The 16,392-nt window shown below is 63.9% G+C and carries 13 protein-coding genes and 1 pseudogene; 4 read left to right on the forward strand and 10 right to left on the reverse strand.

What is annotated here, in order from left to right; translation table 11 throughout:
• Nucleotides 1-47: 47 nt before the first annotated feature.
• From GWK50_RS15990 to GWK50_RS16025, 8 genes and pseudogenes are all read right to left on the reverse strand, one after another.
• The gene (locus tag GWK50_RS15990) at nt 48-1,073 is read right to left on the reverse strand and encodes a dipeptide ABC transporter ATP-binding protein (protein ID WP_162017351.1); all 1,026 of its coding nucleotides are present in this window, start codon (nt 1,071-1,073) and stop codon (nt 48-50) included.
• Complete coding sequence (locus GWK50_RS15995) at nt 1,070-2,047, reverse strand: ABC transporter ATP-binding protein (RefSeq protein WP_162017352.1); 978 nt, start codon at nt 2,045-2,047, stop codon at nt 1,070-1,072. The genes GWK50_RS15990 and GWK50_RS15995 overlap by 4 nt, the downstream gene beginning before the upstream one ends.
• Before the next feature lie 178 nt (nt 2,048-2,225).
• Nucleotides 2,226-3,137: an ABC transporter permease gene (locus GWK50_RS16000; RefSeq protein ID WP_162017353.1), complete on the reverse strand. Its 912-nt coding sequence runs from the start codon at nt 3,135-3,137 to the stop codon at nt 2,226-2,228.
• A 100-nt stretch (nt 3,138-3,237) separates the two neighbouring features.
• On the reverse strand, nt 3,238-4,818 hold the full coding sequence (locus GWK50_RS16005; RefSeq protein WP_162017354.1) for an ABC transporter substrate-binding protein: 1,581 nt from the start codon (nt 4,816-4,818) through the stop codon (nt 3,238-3,240).
• Between the two features lie 56 nt (nt 4,819-4,874).
• The gene (locus tag GWK50_RS16010) at nt 4,875-6,095 is read right to left on the reverse strand and encodes a M20 aminoacylase family protein (protein WP_162017355.1); all 1,221 of its coding nucleotides are present in this window, start codon (nt 6,093-6,095) and stop codon (nt 4,875-4,877) included.
• Between the two features lies 1 nt (nt 6,096).
• On the reverse strand, nt 6,097-7,077 hold the full coding sequence (locus tag GWK50_RS16015; RefSeq protein WP_162017356.1) for an ABC transporter permease: 981 nt from the start codon (nt 7,075-7,077) through the stop codon (nt 6,097-6,099).
• A gap of 111 nt (nt 7,078-7,188) precedes the next feature.
• Nucleotides 7,189-8,768: pseudogene (locus tag GWK50_RS16020) on the reverse strand (ABC transporter substrate-binding protein).
• A 294-nt stretch (nt 8,769-9,062) separates the two neighbouring features.
• Nucleotides 9,063-10,001 (reverse strand): porin, encoded by a 939-nt coding sequence (locus tag GWK50_RS16025; protein ID WP_162017357.1) that lies wholly within the window; start codon nt 9,999-10,001, stop codon nt 9,063-9,065.
• A gap of 325 nt (nt 10,002-10,326) precedes the next feature.
• On the opposite strand from GWK50_RS16025, the gene coq7 reads away from it, so the two are divergent.
• Nucleotides 10,327-10,944, forward strand: coding sequence for a 2-polyprenyl-3-methyl-6-methoxy-1,4-benzoquinone monooxygenase (gene coq7, locus GWK50_RS16030; RefSeq protein ID WP_162017358.1), 618 nt, complete (start codon nt 10,327-10,329; stop codon nt 10,942-10,944).
• Between the two features lie 2 nt (nt 10,945-10,946).
• Here the strand turns inward: coq7 and GWK50_RS16035 are convergent, their stop codons facing one another.
• On the reverse strand, nt 10,947-11,396 hold the full coding sequence (locus GWK50_RS16035) for an OsmC family protein (RefSeq protein ID WP_162017359.1): 450 nt from the start codon (nt 11,394-11,396) through the stop codon (nt 10,947-10,949).
• Nucleotides 11,397-11,683: 287 nt separating this feature from the next.
• Between GWK50_RS16035 and ilvA the strand changes: the two genes are divergently transcribed.
• Genes ilvA through GWK50_RS16050 form a run of 3 tightly spaced genes read left to right on the forward strand, consistent with a single transcriptional unit; the run spans nt 11,684 to nt 14,690 of the window.
• Nucleotides 11,684-13,246 (forward strand): threonine ammonia-lyase, biosynthetic, encoded by a 1,563-nt coding sequence (gene ilvA, locus GWK50_RS16040; RefSeq protein WP_162017360.1) that lies wholly within the window; start codon nt 11,684-11,686, stop codon nt 13,244-13,246.
• Nucleotides 13,247-13,302: 56 nt separating this feature from the next.
• The gene (locus tag GWK50_RS16045; RefSeq protein ID WP_162017361.1) at nt 13,303-14,118 is read left to right on the forward strand and encodes an adenosylcobinamide-GDP ribazoletransferase; all 816 of its coding nucleotides are present in this window, start codon (nt 13,303-13,305) and stop codon (nt 14,116-14,118) included.
• Nucleotides 14,115-14,690: a histidine phosphatase family protein gene (locus GWK50_RS16050; RefSeq protein ID WP_162017362.1), complete on the forward strand. Its 576-nt coding sequence runs from the start codon at nt 14,115-14,117 to the stop codon at nt 14,688-14,690. The genes GWK50_RS16045 and GWK50_RS16050 overlap by 4 nt, the downstream gene beginning before the upstream one ends.
• Here the strand turns inward: GWK50_RS16050 and GWK50_RS16055 are convergent.
• Nucleotides 14,683-16,347 (reverse strand): methyl-accepting chemotaxis protein, encoded by a 1,665-nt coding sequence (locus GWK50_RS16055; protein WP_162017363.1) that lies wholly within the window; start codon nt 16,345-16,347, stop codon nt 14,683-14,685. The two genes, GWK50_RS16050 and GWK50_RS16055, sit on opposite strands and share 8 nt — an antisense overlap.
• Nucleotides 16,348-16,392: the final 45 nt, after the last annotated feature.

Genomic DNA, 16,392 nt, shown 5'->3' on the forward strand with positions numbered 1-16,392 from the left:
TTGCCTGCGATGTTAAGGCGATGTGCAGGGGACTTTGCAGCGCTGCCTCACACCGGGAGCCGCCCTTCCTCCACCGCGTGGCAAGCAATGCGAATACCGCCCAGGGTGAGGAGCTGGGGCCGCTCGGTGCGGCAGCGCTCGTTGACATGCGGGCAGCGCGGGTTGAAGGCGCAGCCCGGTGGCGGGTTCAGCGGGTTGGGCACTTCACCCTGTACGGGGGTGCGCGCCTTGCCGGTGTCATGCATCTTGGGGATGGCGTCCAGCAACATGCGCGTGTAGGGGTGGCGCGGGTTGTCGAACAGGGTGTGCTTGTCGGCCAGCTCCACCAGGCGCCCCAGGTACATCACGCCCACCTGGTCGCTCACGTGGCGCACCACGGCCAGGTTGTGGCTGATGAACAGGTAGGTGAGTTGCTGCTCGCGCTGCAGATCCTTCATGATGTTGAGCACTTGCGCCTGCACCGACACGTCCAGCGCGCTGGTGGGCTCATCGCACACCAGGAACTCGGGCTTGGTGGCCAGGGCACGGGCAATGGAGATGCGCTGGCGCTGGCCGCCAGAGAACTGGTGCGGGTACTTGGCCATGTCCAGCGGCGACAGGCCGACGGACTGCAGCAACTCGCCCACACGTGCCTTGAGCTGCGCCTTGTCGGTGATGAGGCCATGCTCCTTGAGGGGTTCGCCAATGATGTCTTCCACCAACCAGCGCGGGTTGAGGCTGGCGTACGGGTCCTGGAAAATCATTTGGATGCGTCGGCGCATGGCCTTGGCGTTGTTGCCCTTGAAGGCGGCATGTGCATCCTGCCCGTCGAAGGTGAGGCCCCCACGCGTGGGCTCGTACAAGCCCACCAGCAGGCGCGCCACGGTGCTCTTGCCGCAGCCCGACTCGCCCACCAGGGCCAGGGTCTTGCCCTTTTCGATCTCGAAGCTCACGCCATCGACGGCATGCAGCAGCGTGCGCGGCTTGCCTTCGAGCACGCGGTTGAGCCAGGGGGCGGACACATCAAAGGTGCGCGCCAGGTCGTGCGCCTGCACCAGGGGCTGGGGGGCGGTGTTCAGGGCGGCGGCGCTCATGCGGTCACCTCGCTGTGTGCGGCGTGCAGCCAGCAGGCAGCGCGTGTGGCACCCGCGGCCATCAGGTCGGGGCGATCCTGCAGGCAGCGGTCGAAGGTGCGGGTGCAGCGCGGATTGAAGGCGCAGCCCTTGGGGATGGCGTTGAGGCGGGGCATGGCTCCGTCGATCTGGTTGAGGCGCTCGCGGTCTTGCTCCATGTCGGGGATGGAGGCCATGAGGCCCACGGTGTAAGGATGGGCGGGGTGGTTGATAACTTCGTGCACGGGGCCAATCTCGGCAATGCGGCCTGCGTACAGCACGGCCACACGGTCGCAGGTTTCGGCGATCACGCCCATGTCGTGCGTGATGAGCATGACCGCAGCGCCGCGCGATTTGCAGATGTTCTTGAGCAACTGGATGATCTGCGCCTGGATGGACACGTCCAGCGCCGTGGTGGGCTCGTCGGCGACGATGAGCTTGGGCTCGGCCGCCAGGGCCAGCGCAATCACCACGCGCTGGCGCATGCCGCCGGAGAACTGGTGCGGGTAGTGATCGATGCGCTGCTCGGCCGCCGGAATACCGGTGTCGCGCAGCAACTGGATGGCCCGCTCGCGTGCCTCAGCGGGGGTGACGGGCAGGTGCGTGAGGATGGTTTCGGTGAGCTGCCGCCCCACGGTGTACAGCGGGTTGAGCGAGGTCAGCGGGTCCTGGAAGATGGCACCGATGTGCCGCCCGCGGATGTGGCGCATCTGCTCATGGCCGAGGTTGTCGATGCGCTGGCCTTCGAGCACGATCTGGCCCGAGGCCACGCGGCCCGGCGGCTCCAGCAGGCCGATGATGGCCGCGCCGGTGAGCGATTTGCCCGCGCCCGATTCGCCCACCACACCCAGGATCTCGCCGGGAGCGATGGAGAAGGAGATGTCGTCCAGGGCCCGCAGGGTGCCGCGACGGCCTGGAAATTCGACGACGAGGTTTTTGACTTCTAGAAGAGACATATCAGTGATTCACAGTGCTGTGCGCTGCACGCAGTCCATAGAAAGGGCATGGCCCAGGCCAGCGGCCACCGTGCAAGGGCCGCCCCGCCGCACGGGTGGCGTCCCCCTTCCGCATCGCGCAGCGATGCCAGAGAAGGGGGAAGCGGCGCAGCCGCTCAGGGGGATGTTCGCCATCTTTTCAGCGCAGACGTGGGTTGAGAGCGTCACGCAGCCAGTCGCCGAGCAGATTCACGGACAACGCGATCAACACCAGCATGGCGCCGGGGAAGACGGTGATCCACCATTCGCCCGAGAACAGGTAATCGTTGCCGATGCGGATCAAGGTGCCCAGCGAGGGCGAGGTGGGCGGCGCGCCCACACCCAGGAAGGACAGCGTGGCCTCGGTGATGATGGCCGTGGCCACCTGGATGGTGGCCAGCACCAGCACCGGGCCCATCACGTTGGGCAGCACATGCTTGCGCATGATGCGCAGCGGCGCCACGCCGGTGACGCGCGCGGCCTGCACGTATTCCTTGTTGCGCTCCACCAGCGTGGAGCCGCGCACCGTGCGGGCGTACTGCACCCAGCCGGTGAGCGAGATGGACAGGATCAGCACCCCAAAGGCCAGGGATTCGTGCGCATTGGGAAACAGCGCCCGGCCCACGCCCGCGATCAGCAGCGCCACCAGAATGGCCGGGAACGACAGCATCACGTCGCATAGGCGCATGAGCACGGCATCGATCCAACCGCCCTTGAAGCCCGCCAGCAGCCCGAACGACACGCCCACCACCACCGACAGCACGACCGAGGCTACGCCCACCACCAGCGAGATGCGGGCGCCGTAGATGAGCGCCGAGAGGATGTCGCGGCCCTGGTCATCCGTGCCCAGGGGATAGGTGCCGCGCCCTTCAGGCATCCAGGCGGGGGGCAAGCGCGCATCGCCGAGGTTGAGGGTGGCCAGATCAAACGGGTTGTGGGGCGCCACCCAGCCGGCAAAAACGGAGCAGAACACACACACGAAAGCGATCAGGGCCGCCACGATCGCCATGGGCGAGGTGCGGAAGCTGTGGCCGACATCGCTGTCAAGCCAGCGGGCAAGGGTGTTTTTCATTGTGGAAAATCAGTGTCCGGGGGCCACGCACCACCGGGATGGTGGTGGTGCGCTGCCTCCGGTCTTGGATCAGTGGGAAAAAAAGAAAACGGTCGTCGGCTTACTGCACGCTCATCCACTTGAAGGGCATGAAGTTGTCGGCCAGTTGCACCAGCTTGACCTTGTTGCTCACCCCCCAGGCCAGGGCCTGCTGGTGCAGGGGCAGGTGGCCGATGTCGGCCGAATGCAGGTCGAAGGCCTCGCGGATCATGGCATTGCGCTTGTCCTTGTCGGTCTCGGACTGGATCTTGAGCGTGAGCTCATCCACCTTGGGGTTGCAGTAGGCCCCCAGGTTGAACTGGCCCGATCCCTTGTCGTCCACGCAACGCATCAGCGCATTGAGGGCGTTGTGTGCGTCGTAGGTGCCGGGGGTCCAGCCCAGCATGTAGAAACTGGTGTCGCGGCGCAGGATCTTGGGGAAATAGGTGCCCTTGGTTTCGGCCTGCAGGTTGATCTTGACGCCAATGCGCGAGAGGTTGGCGGCCACCGTCTCGCAGATGAGGCGGTCGTTCACATAGCGGTCGTTCGGACAGTTGAGGGCCACCTCAAAACCACTGGGGTAGCCTGCCTCGGCGAGCAGTTTCTTGGCAGCTTCCACATCATGGGGCAGGCGCTTGTTCTGGTCCGTGCTGAAGCCGTTGATGCCTGGCCCCACCATCAGCGCAGTGGGGTTGGACGCGCCGCGCATCACCACGCGCTTGATGCCGTCGATGTCGATGGCCTGGTAGAAAGCCTGGCGCACGCGCTTGTCCTTGAAGGGGTTCTTGCCCTTGACGTTGGAGTACAGCAGTTCGTCACGCTTTTGGTCCATGCCCAGGAAGATGGTGCGCAGCTCGGGGCCGGTGACGGCACGCACGCTGCCGCTGGCATTGACGCGGGCAATGTCCTGCACCGGCACGGGTTCCATCACGTCCACCTCGCCCGACAGCAGCGCGGCCACGCGCGTGGCATCGTTGCCGATGGGGGTGAAGACGACTTCGGCGGCGTTGCCCTCGATCTTGTCCCAGTAGCCCCCATGGCGCGTGAACACGGTGCGTACGTTGGGCTGGCGCTCGCGCACGCGGAACGGGCCGGTGCCGTTGGCCTTGAACGAAGCGGTGTTCTCGATGCCCTTGCGCCGGTCCACCGGGCGCTCGGCCTTGTTGGCCTCGCACCATTTCTTGCTCATGATGTACACGAGCGAAATCACGTCGGGCAGGATGGGGAACGGTGCCTTGGTTTCAATCTCCACGGCGTGGTCGCCCACCTTGCGCACTTCCTTGATGTCGTTGGTGTAGCTGCGCATGTCCGAACCGTCACCAGCAGCACGCGCGAACGAAAACACCACATCGTCGGCAGTGAACGGCGTGCCGTCGTGGAACTGCACGCCCTTGCGCAGTTCGAAGCGCCAGACCGTCGGTGCGGTCTGCTTCCAACTGGTCGCCAGGGCAGGCGCCAGGCCCAGGTCCTTGCCCCGGCCCACCAGCGGCTCATACACGTTGCCCGTCACGCTCAGTTGCAGCGATTCGTTGAGCGAATGCGGGTCCATGGACAGCGCATCCCCTTGGTTGGCAATGCGGACGGTTTGCGCATTTGCTACCAAATTCATAGCGCATAGCGCCGTAAATACGGCGCTGTAAGCCATTTTCTTATTGAACTTCATGGCATGTCTCCTGGTGGTGGATGAAAGCGTCGAATCGGGTGTGCTGCGCGCAGTGGTCACGCCGCCGCAGGCAGGGGCATGGACTGCTCGATCAGGCTGGCGTGCAGGGCGGAGCCCAGCGGCAGGATGTCGTCGTTGAAGTCGTAGCGGCTGTTGTGCAGCGCGCTGCCGCTGGCGCCCGTACCCTGGCCGATGCGCAGGTAGGCGCCGGGCTTGCTCTGCAGCATGAAGGAAAAATCCTCTGCGCCCATGCTGGGCTCCAGGTCGCGCACCACATGGTCCGCGCCCACCAGCATCTCGGCGACGTCGCCCGCAAACTGCGCCTCGGCCTCGGTGTTGATGGTGGCCGGGTAGATGCGTTCGTAATGCACCGTGGCCGTGGCGCCAAAGCCCAGGGCGATGGCGTTGCACATTTCCTTGAGGCGCTTCTCCACCAGTTCCTGCACCTGGGGATCAAAGGTGCGCACCGTGCCCACAATACGCGCCGCGCCCGGCAGCACGCTGAAGGCGCCCATGTCGCCTGCGTGGATGGCGCACAGGCTGATCACCGCGCTTTCGATGGGGCGCACGTTGCGCGAAACAATGCTCTGCGCTGCCGTGATGATGTGCGCCGCCACCAGCACCACGTCCACCGTCTGGTAGGCGTGTGCGCCGTGGCCGCCGCGGCCGGTGATCTCGATGGTGATGCGATCGGCCGCCGCCATCATGGGGCCGGAGTTGATGCCCACCATGCCCGGGCGCAGTTGCGGCCAGTTGTGCATCGCATAGATGGATTGCACGGGAAAGCGCTCGAACAGGCCGTCTTCCATCATCACGCGCGCACCACCGAAGCCCTCTTCGCCGGGCTGGAAGACCAGCACGGCCGTGCCGTCAAAACGACGGGTCTCGGCCAGGTAGCGTGCGGCCCCCACCAGCATGGCGGTGTGACCGTCGTGCCCGCAACCATGCATGAGCCCGCTCTTGCAGGATTTCCAGGGAAACTCGTTGTCTTCGGTAATGGGCAACGCATCCATGTCGGCACGCAGGCCCACCATGGCGCCACTGGCGCGGGTCTGGCCATGGATGACGCCCACCACGCCGGTACGGCCCAAGCCTTCATGGATTTCATCGACACCACACAAGCGCAACGCTTCCTTGACGCGGGCGCTGGTGTAGTGCTCCTCGAAGCCCAGCTCGGGATGGGCATGCAGGTCGCGGCGCAAGGCCGTGAGTTCCGGAAGGAACTGCGCGATGTGCGCAAAGGCCCTGCCACCAGCTTTCAGGCGCAGCTGTGCCATCTCAATGCCCCCCGGCTTTGCCTACGCGCAGCCGTGGGTCCACGGCGAAATACAGCAGATCCACAACCAAGTTGATGACCACGAAGATCAGTGCGATCAGGCACAGGTAGGCAGCCATCACCGGAATGTCGGCAAAGGTGACTGCCTGGATGAACAACAGCCCCATGCCTGGCCACTGGAACACGGTCTCGGTGATGATGGCGAAGGCGATCAAGCCGCCCAGTTGCAGGCCGGTGATGGTCATTACCGGCACCAGCGTGTTTTTCAGCGCATGGCCGAAATGGATGGCGCGATCGGTCAGGCCGCGGGCACGCGCAAACTTGATGTAATCGGTGCGCAGGACTTCCAGCATTTCAGCCCGCACCAGGCGCATGATGAGCGTGAGCTGAAAGATCGCCAAGGTGACTGCGGGAAGCGTGATGTGGTGCCAGCCCTTGGCGCTCAGCAGGCCGGTGCTCCACCAGCCCATCTGCGTCACGGGGCCCCGACCAAAGCTGGGGAACCAGCCCAGGGTGACGGAAAACACCAGGATCAGCAAAATGCCGATCAAAAAGGTGGGCAAGGAGACCCCCAGAAGGGAGAAAGTCATGAACACCTGGCTCATGAAAGTGCCGCGCTTGAGCGCCGCATACACGCCCATGGGCACTCCGACCAAGAGGGCCAGGAAGGCGGCCACCAGGGCCAGTTCCAGGGTGGCAGGGAAACGCTCGGCAATGAGTCGGGACACCTTGGCGCCCTGGCGCAGGCTCAGGCCAAACTCGCCCTGTGCGGCGTTGACGAGGAAGTGTCCGAACTGAACGAAGAACGGTTGATCCAGCCCCAACTGCGCACGCAGTTCCCGAATCTGCTCGGGCGTGGCGTCCTGTCCGAGCAGGAAAACCACGGGATCCCCCACATACTGGAACAGCATGAAGGAGATGAAGGCCACCGTGACCATGACGATCACTGCCTGGATTAGGCGGCGCAGGATGAAAGCTAGCATCGGTGTAGGAGTCGAGTGGGTTTCGGTCAGCCTGCCCAGGCTGCTTTTGGCGGCCTGGGCGTCATACGGTGTACAGCCGGTGGTGCAGGGTAGGCACGACCGGCCACGGGATCAATTGATCTTCACCGTTAGCATGTCCACGCGGTTGTCGGCACGATGGACCAATTCCACATTCTTCTTCATGGCCCAGGGGATGACCTGGTCGTGCAACGGAATGTGCGATACGGTGTCATTGGACAACTGCAGCGCCTCGGTCAGCATGCGCGCGCGCACGGGTGCGTCGGTTTCGACCTTCACGCGATCGACCAGGTAGTCCATGCGCTCGTTGCTGTAACGGCCGACGTTGTAGTTGCCGTCGCCCCCTGACCCACGGTGCGTACCAGCGACTGCAGGCTGTATAGCGCGTCAAAGGTCGGAACGCCCCAGCCGAGCATGTAGATGCTGGCTTCGTAGCGCTGAATCATGGGGAAGTAGTTCACCAGCGGCATGGTGCGCAGCTTGGCCTTGACACCCACACGCGCCCACATCGCGGTCACCGCCTGGCAGATGGCTTCGTCGTTGATGTAACGGTTGTTGGGGCAGGCGAAGTCCACTTCAAAACCGCTGGGGTAGCCCGCGTCTGCCAGGAGCTTCTTGGCCGCTTCCACATCGTAGGGGAAGCGCTTGGCCACGCCTTCCGTCCAGCCTGCCACCTGGGGCGCCACCAGCGCACCGGTGGGCTTGCCCAGACCCCGCATGATGTTGCGCGAAATCGTGTCCACATCAATGGCTTGGTACAAGGCCTTGCGCACGCGCACGTCCTTCAGCGGATTCTTGCCCTTGACGTTAGAACCCGGCAACTCTTCACGGAACTGGTCCATGCCAAGGAAGATGGTGCGGTTTTCCAGTCCATCGATCACCTTGAGATCGGCGCTGGCACGCAGGCGGCCCAGGTCCTGGGGCGTGGGATCCAGCACCATGTCCACCTCGCCCGACAGCAGCGCAGCAATGCGTGTGGCAGCGGACTTGATCGGGGTGTACACAATCTCCGTCACATTGCCTTCCATCTTGCCCCACCAATTGGGGTTTCGCTTGAAAACCATGCGCTGGTCAGGCTGCCAGGACGTCAGCACATACGGCCCGGTCCCCATGGCATTGCGGTGGGCAAAATTCTCGTCCGCCGCCTTCATGTCCTTGGGGTCCACCGACTTGTTCTTCTCGGCCCAAGCCTTGCTCATCATGCGCAGCTCCGTCATCTGGCGCAGCAGCACGGGGTTGGGGCCTTTGAGGATGACGTCGATGGTGTGGCTGTCCACCTTCACCACTTTGTCGATGCCCTGGACATAGGGCGAGAAGTTGGAGGTCTTGGCCATGGCGCGGTTCAGCGAGAACACAGCGTCATCGGCGGTGAATGGCGTACCGTCGCTGAATTTCACTTCCTTGCGCAGATTGAAGCGCACCTGGGTAGGCGAGATTTCTTTCCAGGACGTTGCCAACACCGGTTCGACCGCGAAAGTCTTGCTGTTGTAGTACACCAGGCTTTCGTACACATTGGCATGCAGACCGTTTTGCAGCGCATTGTTTTGGGAATGGATATCCCAGGTCGCGATTTCCCCTTGGCTGGCCCATTTGAAGGTCTTGGCATGCACGCCGGGCGCCGCAGCCAAGGCCGCAGCCGCTGCCAGCGTCAACAGACTGATTTTGAACTTCATGAAACCCCTCGTATTGAAAAAAGGTAACTATGCAACAAGGCATAAGCTCATGCCAATGGGTTATCCCTTATTACCCAAGACCATCAGGGGACATCGGAAAGGCCTTGCTTGACAAGCCTCGAAATAGACGTTGTCGCCAATCAGTTGGGGAGCGCCTGATGTCCGCACTGATTCTGCAAATCCAAAGCCACTCAGCACTTTTGAATGGCATGAAAACCACGCACCAATAGAAAAAGCCAGCCCGAAGGCTGGCTTTTTGATTCTGCTGGAATACTGGCTCAGGCCAGCATGCCATTAGAAGTTGTGGCGAACGCCCACGCCGAAGTGGCTCTTGGCGCCGGTAGCGTAGCCACCAGCAGCAGCGCCGTTGGCGTCGCCGTCCTTGTAGTACGCAACGTATGCGAAGGTGCGCTTGGACAGAGCGTACTTGCCTTCCAGCAGGAAGTCGGTGTTCTTCATGCCGTCGCCGTTTTGGCGAGCGATGTCAGCCGTGACGGAGAAAGCGCCCAGAGGAACGGTAGCGCCCAGGGTGAAACCCTTGCTCTCGCCAGCGGGGTTCTGGATAGAAGCAGCAACCTTGAAGCTGCCGAAGTCATAGCTGCCGCCCAGAGCGTAGTTGCCCTTGGCGTTGTTGACCTTGTTGTAAATGAACGAAGCCACGACGGGGCCTTGAGCGTAGATAGCGTTCAGGTCGTACTTGGCGTTGCCACCGCGGTCGGGCTTGAAGATGTAGCCCAGGGTGCCGCTGAAGCCATTGGCAGCGAAGGTGTACTGCAACACGCTGTTGTCACGCACATCACCACCCATGGAGGCCATGAACTGGTTGATCGTGGCCGAGTAGTTGGCGGCGCCGGTCAGTTCCCAGGCAGCAATACCGTAGAGGCTGGGGTTCAGGGTGCGGCCCATCTGGACGCGACCAAAGCCGCCCTGCAGAGCCATCCAAGCGGCACGGCTCCACATCTGGCCGCCGCTCTTGTTACCCGAACCATCTTCCATGCTCAGGCCGTGCTCGAAGTTGAACGAAGCCTTCAGACCACCGCCCAGGTCTTCCACGCCACGCACGCCCAGACGGCTGGTGCCGTTGTTCATAACGCCAGAACCGGACATCTGGAAGGAGACGCCATCGGACTTAACCAAGCCCATGTCGGCCACGCCGTACAGAGTGACGGAAGATTGAGCCATGGCGGCGCCGGAAGCAGCCAGCACGGCCAGGGCGATCAGGGATTTTTTCATTGCGAGTTACTCCAAGGTTAAACATAGGGCGCCGGTACGGGGGGTCTGGGGGTGGTTTGCACCTTGGCAATCCCGCCGGTTCCCCGGGCCAACCTCCTGGTGGGGAAGTTGTTGCTATTGCACCAGACGTCGGCGGGTTTCGCAAAGGAAATCACCCACAAGGCGCCTTAAAAAAGGATTTCGTTGTCCTGTTGCAACACCGCGCCGTCTGCCTGCACAATGGACGCAACGCAGGGGCAGCGAGCCCGGTGCTCCTCGAGCAGCTTGTTGTTTTTTTGTATCAATATGAAAAGTGTGTTGTGAAAAGCACGGGAAACTTAGCCCCATGGATCGCCTATTGATTGCGTTGGACACTACGCTGCGCACCTTGTGGGCGGCACCGAGGGCCGGGGAAGCCTCCCCGGCTGAGAGCATTCCGGATGCGCCACTGGCACCGGCCGACAGGCAGCAGTCCGTGGCATTGATGCGCGTGAACCATGTGGGTGAGGTCTGTGCACAGGCGCTGTACACCGGCCAGGCTGCGGTCACACGCGACGAATCCCTGCGCCTGCAATTGCTGGAAGCCGCCCGCGAGGAAACGGACCACCTGGCCTGGACGCAGGAGCGCATCCGAACCCTGGGGGGACGCGAAAGCCTGCTCAATCCCCTGTGGTTTGCCGGTGCCTTTGGGCTCGGGGTGCTGGCCGCCAGCATCAGCGACAAGGTCAGCCTGGGCTTTGTGGCAGAGACCGAGGACCAGGTCGCCGCACACCTGGACAGTCACTTGCAACGACTGCCTGCCCAGGACACCCGCTCACGCACCATTGTGGCGCGCATGAAGTCCGACGAAGAGCGCCACGCGGCCTGGGCGCGCCGCGCCGGTGCGGTGGAGCTGCCCCCCCCGGCGCGCTGGCTGATGCGCGCAGCGGCCAAGGTGATGACCTCCACAGCGCACCATATTTGATCTCAGGCCTCGATCAAATCGAAGCTGGTGACGATCTCGGCGGTTTTTCCCAGCATGATGCTGGCGGAACAGTATTTCTCGTGGCTCAGGGCGATGGCGCGCTCCACGGCCGTGGCGGGGATGCCCTTGCCTGTGACCGTGAAATGCATGTGGATGCGCGTGAAGACCTTGGGATCGGTGCTGGCGCGTTCGGCCGAGAGCTTGACGCTACAGCCGCGCACGTCGTGCCGCCCACGGCGCAGGATCAGCACCACATCGTAGGCGGTGCATCCGCCCGTGCCGGCCAACAGCGTTTCCATGGGCCGGGGTGCCAGATTTTGTCCGCCCAGCGCTGGTTGCGCCGCGTCGGGCGCGCCATCCATGGCCAACACATGACCGCTGCCGGTTTCGGCCACAAACCCCATTCCGGAGCGGGTGCCTGCGGCACCCGTCCAGCTCACTGTGCATTCCATTGTTCCTCCTGCGTGGTGTTCTTGCGACAAATGTAACAGCCGCATCAAAGAAGCGGTATTCATGCTGCAGCGCAACAGACTTGCGCTACACTGACGCCATGCGCTGCCCATGGGCAGTGCGCCAATTGTCTCCTCCACCTCCCTGGTGGATTCCACCCCGGGCCTTACCGCCTGGGGTTTTTTTTGTGTGCATGGCGACCCCCCTGTGGTGCGTGCTGCGGTATGGCAAGCGCCTATGATGTGTGCCCCGCCCTGTCCCTGCCGTGGCGGTGATGTCCTTTTCTGCCATGAACCAGCCCCTGACCCCCCTGGATTACCTCAAGAAGATCCTGACCGCACGCGTCTATGACGTGGCGGTCGAATCCGACCTGGAGCCTGCCCGCAACCTCAGCCGCCGCCTGCACAACAAGGTGCTGCTCAAACGCGAGGACCAGCAACCCGTGTTCAGCTTCAAACTGCGCGGGGCCTACAACAAGATGGCACAGTTGGCGCCCGAGCAGTTGCAGCGCGGCGTGATCTGCGCCTCGGCGGGCAACCATGCCCAGGGCGTGGCCATGAGCGCGCACAAACTGGGTACGCGCGCCGTCATCGTGATGCCCACCACCACGCCGGCCGTCAAGATCGACGCCGTGCGCGCCCTGGGTGGCGAGGTGGTGCTGCACGGTGACAGCTATTCGGATGCGTACGGCCACGCCGTGGAATTGCAGCAGGCCCAGGGCCTGACCTTTGTCCACCCCTTTGATGACCCGGACGTGATTGCCGGCCAGGGCACGATCGCCATGGAAATCCTGCGCCAGTTACAACCTTTGGGCAGCACCAGGCTGGATGCGGTGTTCGTGGCCATTGGCGGCGGCGGGCTGATCAGCGGCGTGGCCAACTACATCAAGGCCGTGCGGCCCGAGGTCAAGGTCATTGGCGTGCAGATGAACGATTCCGACGCCATGATGCAGTCGGTGCACGCCGGAGAGCGCGTTCAGCTCGCCGACGTGGGCCTGTTCTCCGACGGCACGGCGGTCAAGCTGGTGGGCGAGGAAACCTTCCGCATCGCCAGCGGCCTGGTGGACGAGTTCGTGACCGTGGACACCGACGCGGTGTGCGCGGCCATCAAAGACATCTTTGTGGACACGCGCAGCATCGTCGAGCCCGCTGGCGCGTTGGCCGTAGCCGCCATCAAGCAGTACGTGGCCACGCACAAGACCAAGGGCGAGACCTACGCTGCCATCCTGTGCGGCGCCAACATGAACTTCGACCGCCTGCGCTTCGTGGCCGAGCGCGCTGAGGTGGGCGAGGAACGCGAAGCGCTGCTGGCGGTCACCATCCCCGAGGAGCGCGGGAGCTTTCGCCGCTTTTGCGAAGTGATCGGCAGCCTGCCCGGCGGGCCGCGCAATGTGACCGAGTTCAACTACCGCATCAGCGACAGCGCACGGGCGCATGTGTTTGTGGGCCTCACCGCGCACGGCAAGGGCGAGTCGGAAAAGATCGCCAAGAACTTTACCCGCCACGGCTTCGAGGCGCTGGACCTCACGCACGACGAGTTGGCCAAGGAGCATTTGCGCCACCTGGTGGGCGGGCGCTCGGCACTGGCGCAGGAGGAGCGACTGCTGCGCTTTGTCTTTCCGGAGCGACCCGGCGCACTGTTCAAGTTCCTGAGCCTGATGCAGCCCACCTGGAACATCTCGCTGTTCCACTACCGCAACCAGGGCGCAGACTACGGCCGCATCCTCGTGGGCATGCAGGTGCCCGCGAGCGACGCGCAGGCGTTCGAGGCTTTCCTCGCCACCCTGGGCTACCCCTATGTGGAAGAAACCCAGAACCCGGCCTACCGCCTGTTCCTGCAAGCCAATTCTTGATGAAATATGGCTCTAACACTTATTTTTAGGGCGCTAGCAGCTATTGTTTTTATAGCATGACACAAGCCCTGCGCCACTACCTGCTGGCCGTGCAGTTCTTCACCCGCATTCCCATCACGGGGCGGCTGGCACAGTGGGTGGGGTACAGCCCGGCCATGCTGCGCGCCAGCAGCGCGCATTTTCCGGGCGTGGGCTGGCTGGTGGCGGCGGTGGCGGTGGCCTGCCATGCCGCCCTGATGACCGGGCTGGGCACCGGCCCCCTGGTGCCCTGGGTGGCGGCAGTGTTCAGCACGGTAGCCACGGTGCTGGTCACCGGGGGCTTTCACGAAGACGGCCTGGCCGACGTGGCCGACGGCCTGGGCGGCAGTGCCGAGCGCGAGCGCGCGCTGGACATCATGAAGGATTCGCGCATCGGCGCCTACGGCGCCATGGCGCTGGTGCTGGCACTGCTGGCCAAAACCAGCCTGCTGGCGCACCTGGGCACGCAGGGCATGGTACCGGTGCTGACAGCGCTGGTGGGCGGGCATGTGCTCTCGCGCTTTTGGCCACTGCTCATCATCCGTGGCCTGCCCCATGTAGGCGACACGGCGCGGTCCAAAAGCAAGCCGCTGGCAGACCAGATCACGCTACCCGCGCTGGGTGCCGGATTGTTGTGGTGTTTTTTACCTCTAACGCTTGTCTGGCAAGCGCAAGGCGCTCTGTTTTTTATAGCATGCACCGGCCTGAGCTCAATAGCTGCCGCCTGGATGGCACGCTGGTTTGCGCAGCGCTTGCAGGGTTTTACTGGCGACTGCCTGGGCGCCACGCAGCAGGTGAGTGAAATCGGCTTCTACCTGGGCGCAGCGCTGGCGCTGGGGCCTGCCCTGGCATGAGCCCCCGGCTCTGGCTGGTGCGCCATGCGCCCCCGCTGGCAGCACAGGGGCTGTGCTACGGGCGGCTGAACCTTCCCGCCGACGCGCAGGCCACACGGGACAGCGCGCGTGCGCTGGCAGAGGCACTGCCCCAGCGTGTGCTCGCATGGCACTCACCGCTACAAAGATGCGAGCAGCTCGCGCACACCCTGCAAGCGCTGCGACCAGATTTGGCCTCCAAGCCCGATGTCCGCCTGCAGGAGCTGGACTTTGGCCGCTGGGAAGGCCAGGCCTGGAGCGCCCTGCCCCGCGCCGACATCGATGCCTGGACAACAGACTTTGCCCAACACCGACCTGGTGACGGCGAGAACCTGGCCACCATGGTGCAGCGCGTGGATGCGGCCCTTCAAGACGCCCGCCAGCAAGCGCTGCAGAGGCAGTACGATGTGCTCTGGATCAGCCACGCGGGCGTGGCGCGCTGCGTGCAGTGGCTGCTGCAGCACCCTGCAGGTCCATTGCCCCAAGCCCATGAATGGCCGCGGGAGGCGCCCGCATTCGGGCGCTGGGTCTGCGTACCCCTGCCGCCTACTTGAGCCGCAAGGCGCCCTTGGCGCGTGCCAGTGGCGCGGGTCTGGTACTTGGGGGTGCAGGAGCTGCCATCGGGGCCACTGACGCATGGCCCATGCCCGCGCCGCCACGCAGCTTGAACTGGCTGGCCGCACGCAACAGGCCACTGGCCTGTTCGCGCAGGGACTCCGAGGCGGCGGCAGACTCTTCGACCAAGGCGGCGTTCTGCTGGGTCATCTGGTCCAGTTGGCGCACGGCCTGGCTGACCTGCTCGATGTTGTCGCGCTGCTCACTGGCCGAAGCGGTGATCTCGCCGATGATGTCCGACACGCGGCGCACGCTGTCCACGATTTCGTTCATGGTCTGGCCAGCCTGCCCTACCAGTGCGGAACCAGCCTCGACCCGCTCCACGCTGGACCCGATCAGCGCCTTGATTTCCTTGGCGGCATCGGCCGAACGCTGGGCCAGGCTACGCACCTCGCTGGCCACCACGGCAAAGCCACGGCCCTGCTCGCCCGCACGTGCGGCCTCCACGGCCGCATTGAGCGCCAGGATGTTGGTCTGGAACGCGATACCATCGATCACGCCAGTGATGTCGGCGATCTTGCGTGAGCTGGTGGTGATCTGGTCCATGGTGCTGACGACCTGTGCCACCACCTCGCCCCCCCGTCCGGCCACCTGTGCGGCCGAGACCGCAAAGTCGCTGGCGTGGCGCGATGATTCAGCGCTGTGCTGTACGGTGCTGGTGAGTGTCTCCATGGAGGACGAGGTTTCTTCCAGGTTGGCTGCCGTCTGCTCGGTGCGGTGGCTCAGGTCCTGGTTGCCGTTGGCGATTTCGCTGCTCGCGGTGGAGATGTTGCCCGCCGCTTCCTGCACCTGGCGCACCAGGTCGCGCAGCGATTCCTGCATGCGTGCCATGGCGGATACCAGTTGACCGACCTCGTCCTGCTGCTGCGTGTGCACGTCTTCAGTGAGGTCGCCGGCCGCAATGCGCTCGGCCAAACGGCTGGCGTCGCCCAGCGATTGCGTGATGGAGCGCACACTGAAATAGGTGAGCGGTATCAGCACCGCCAGCCCCAGCACCAGCCCCACGCCAATGAGCACGGCCATGGATGCGGTGCGCGTCTCGACTCCCACGCGGGCTTCGTCCATCTGGCTGCGCGCACTGGCCGCCAGATCGCCCAGCATCTTGTCGGCATCGTCGGTGTGCTTGCGCAGGCGGTTGGCATAGGCACCGCCGCCGGCCCCATCGAGTTGCGCGTTCTCAATCTGCTGGAAGATGGGGGTGATCCCCGTGTCGTACTGCTGCAGCTCTTCCAGGGCCTTGTCGATGGTGCCAGTGAACTGCGCATCCTGTGCCTGGCGCTGGCGCACCTCGCCCAGATCCTTGCGCAGCTTGCCCATGGTGCCAGCCCAGTCCTCACGCAGCTTGGCCACCTCGACGCTGTTGTTGAAATTGATGATGATGTCTTTTTCAACGCGGCGCACGTGCCCCAACAGGGTGCGCAGGTCCGACATGTCGGTGAGGGTCTGTACTCGGAGCGAAAACAGCTCCTGCAAGGTGCCCCGTGTGCGGTCCAGCGCCACATAGCCCATGGCGCCAATCACGATCAGCAACACCAGTGCAAACCCCGTGCCGAAGTACAAGCGCGCACGGATCGAGAGTCGGCCAAGCAGATTCATGGCACCCTTTCCATCAAAACCATCAAGCACGGCAAGGCGCCTTCT

This window comes from Acidovorax sp. 210-6 (assembly GCF_010020825.1).
GTDB lineage: Bacteria > Pseudomonadota > Gammaproteobacteria > Burkholderiales > Burkholderiaceae_C > Simplicispira > Simplicispira sedimenti.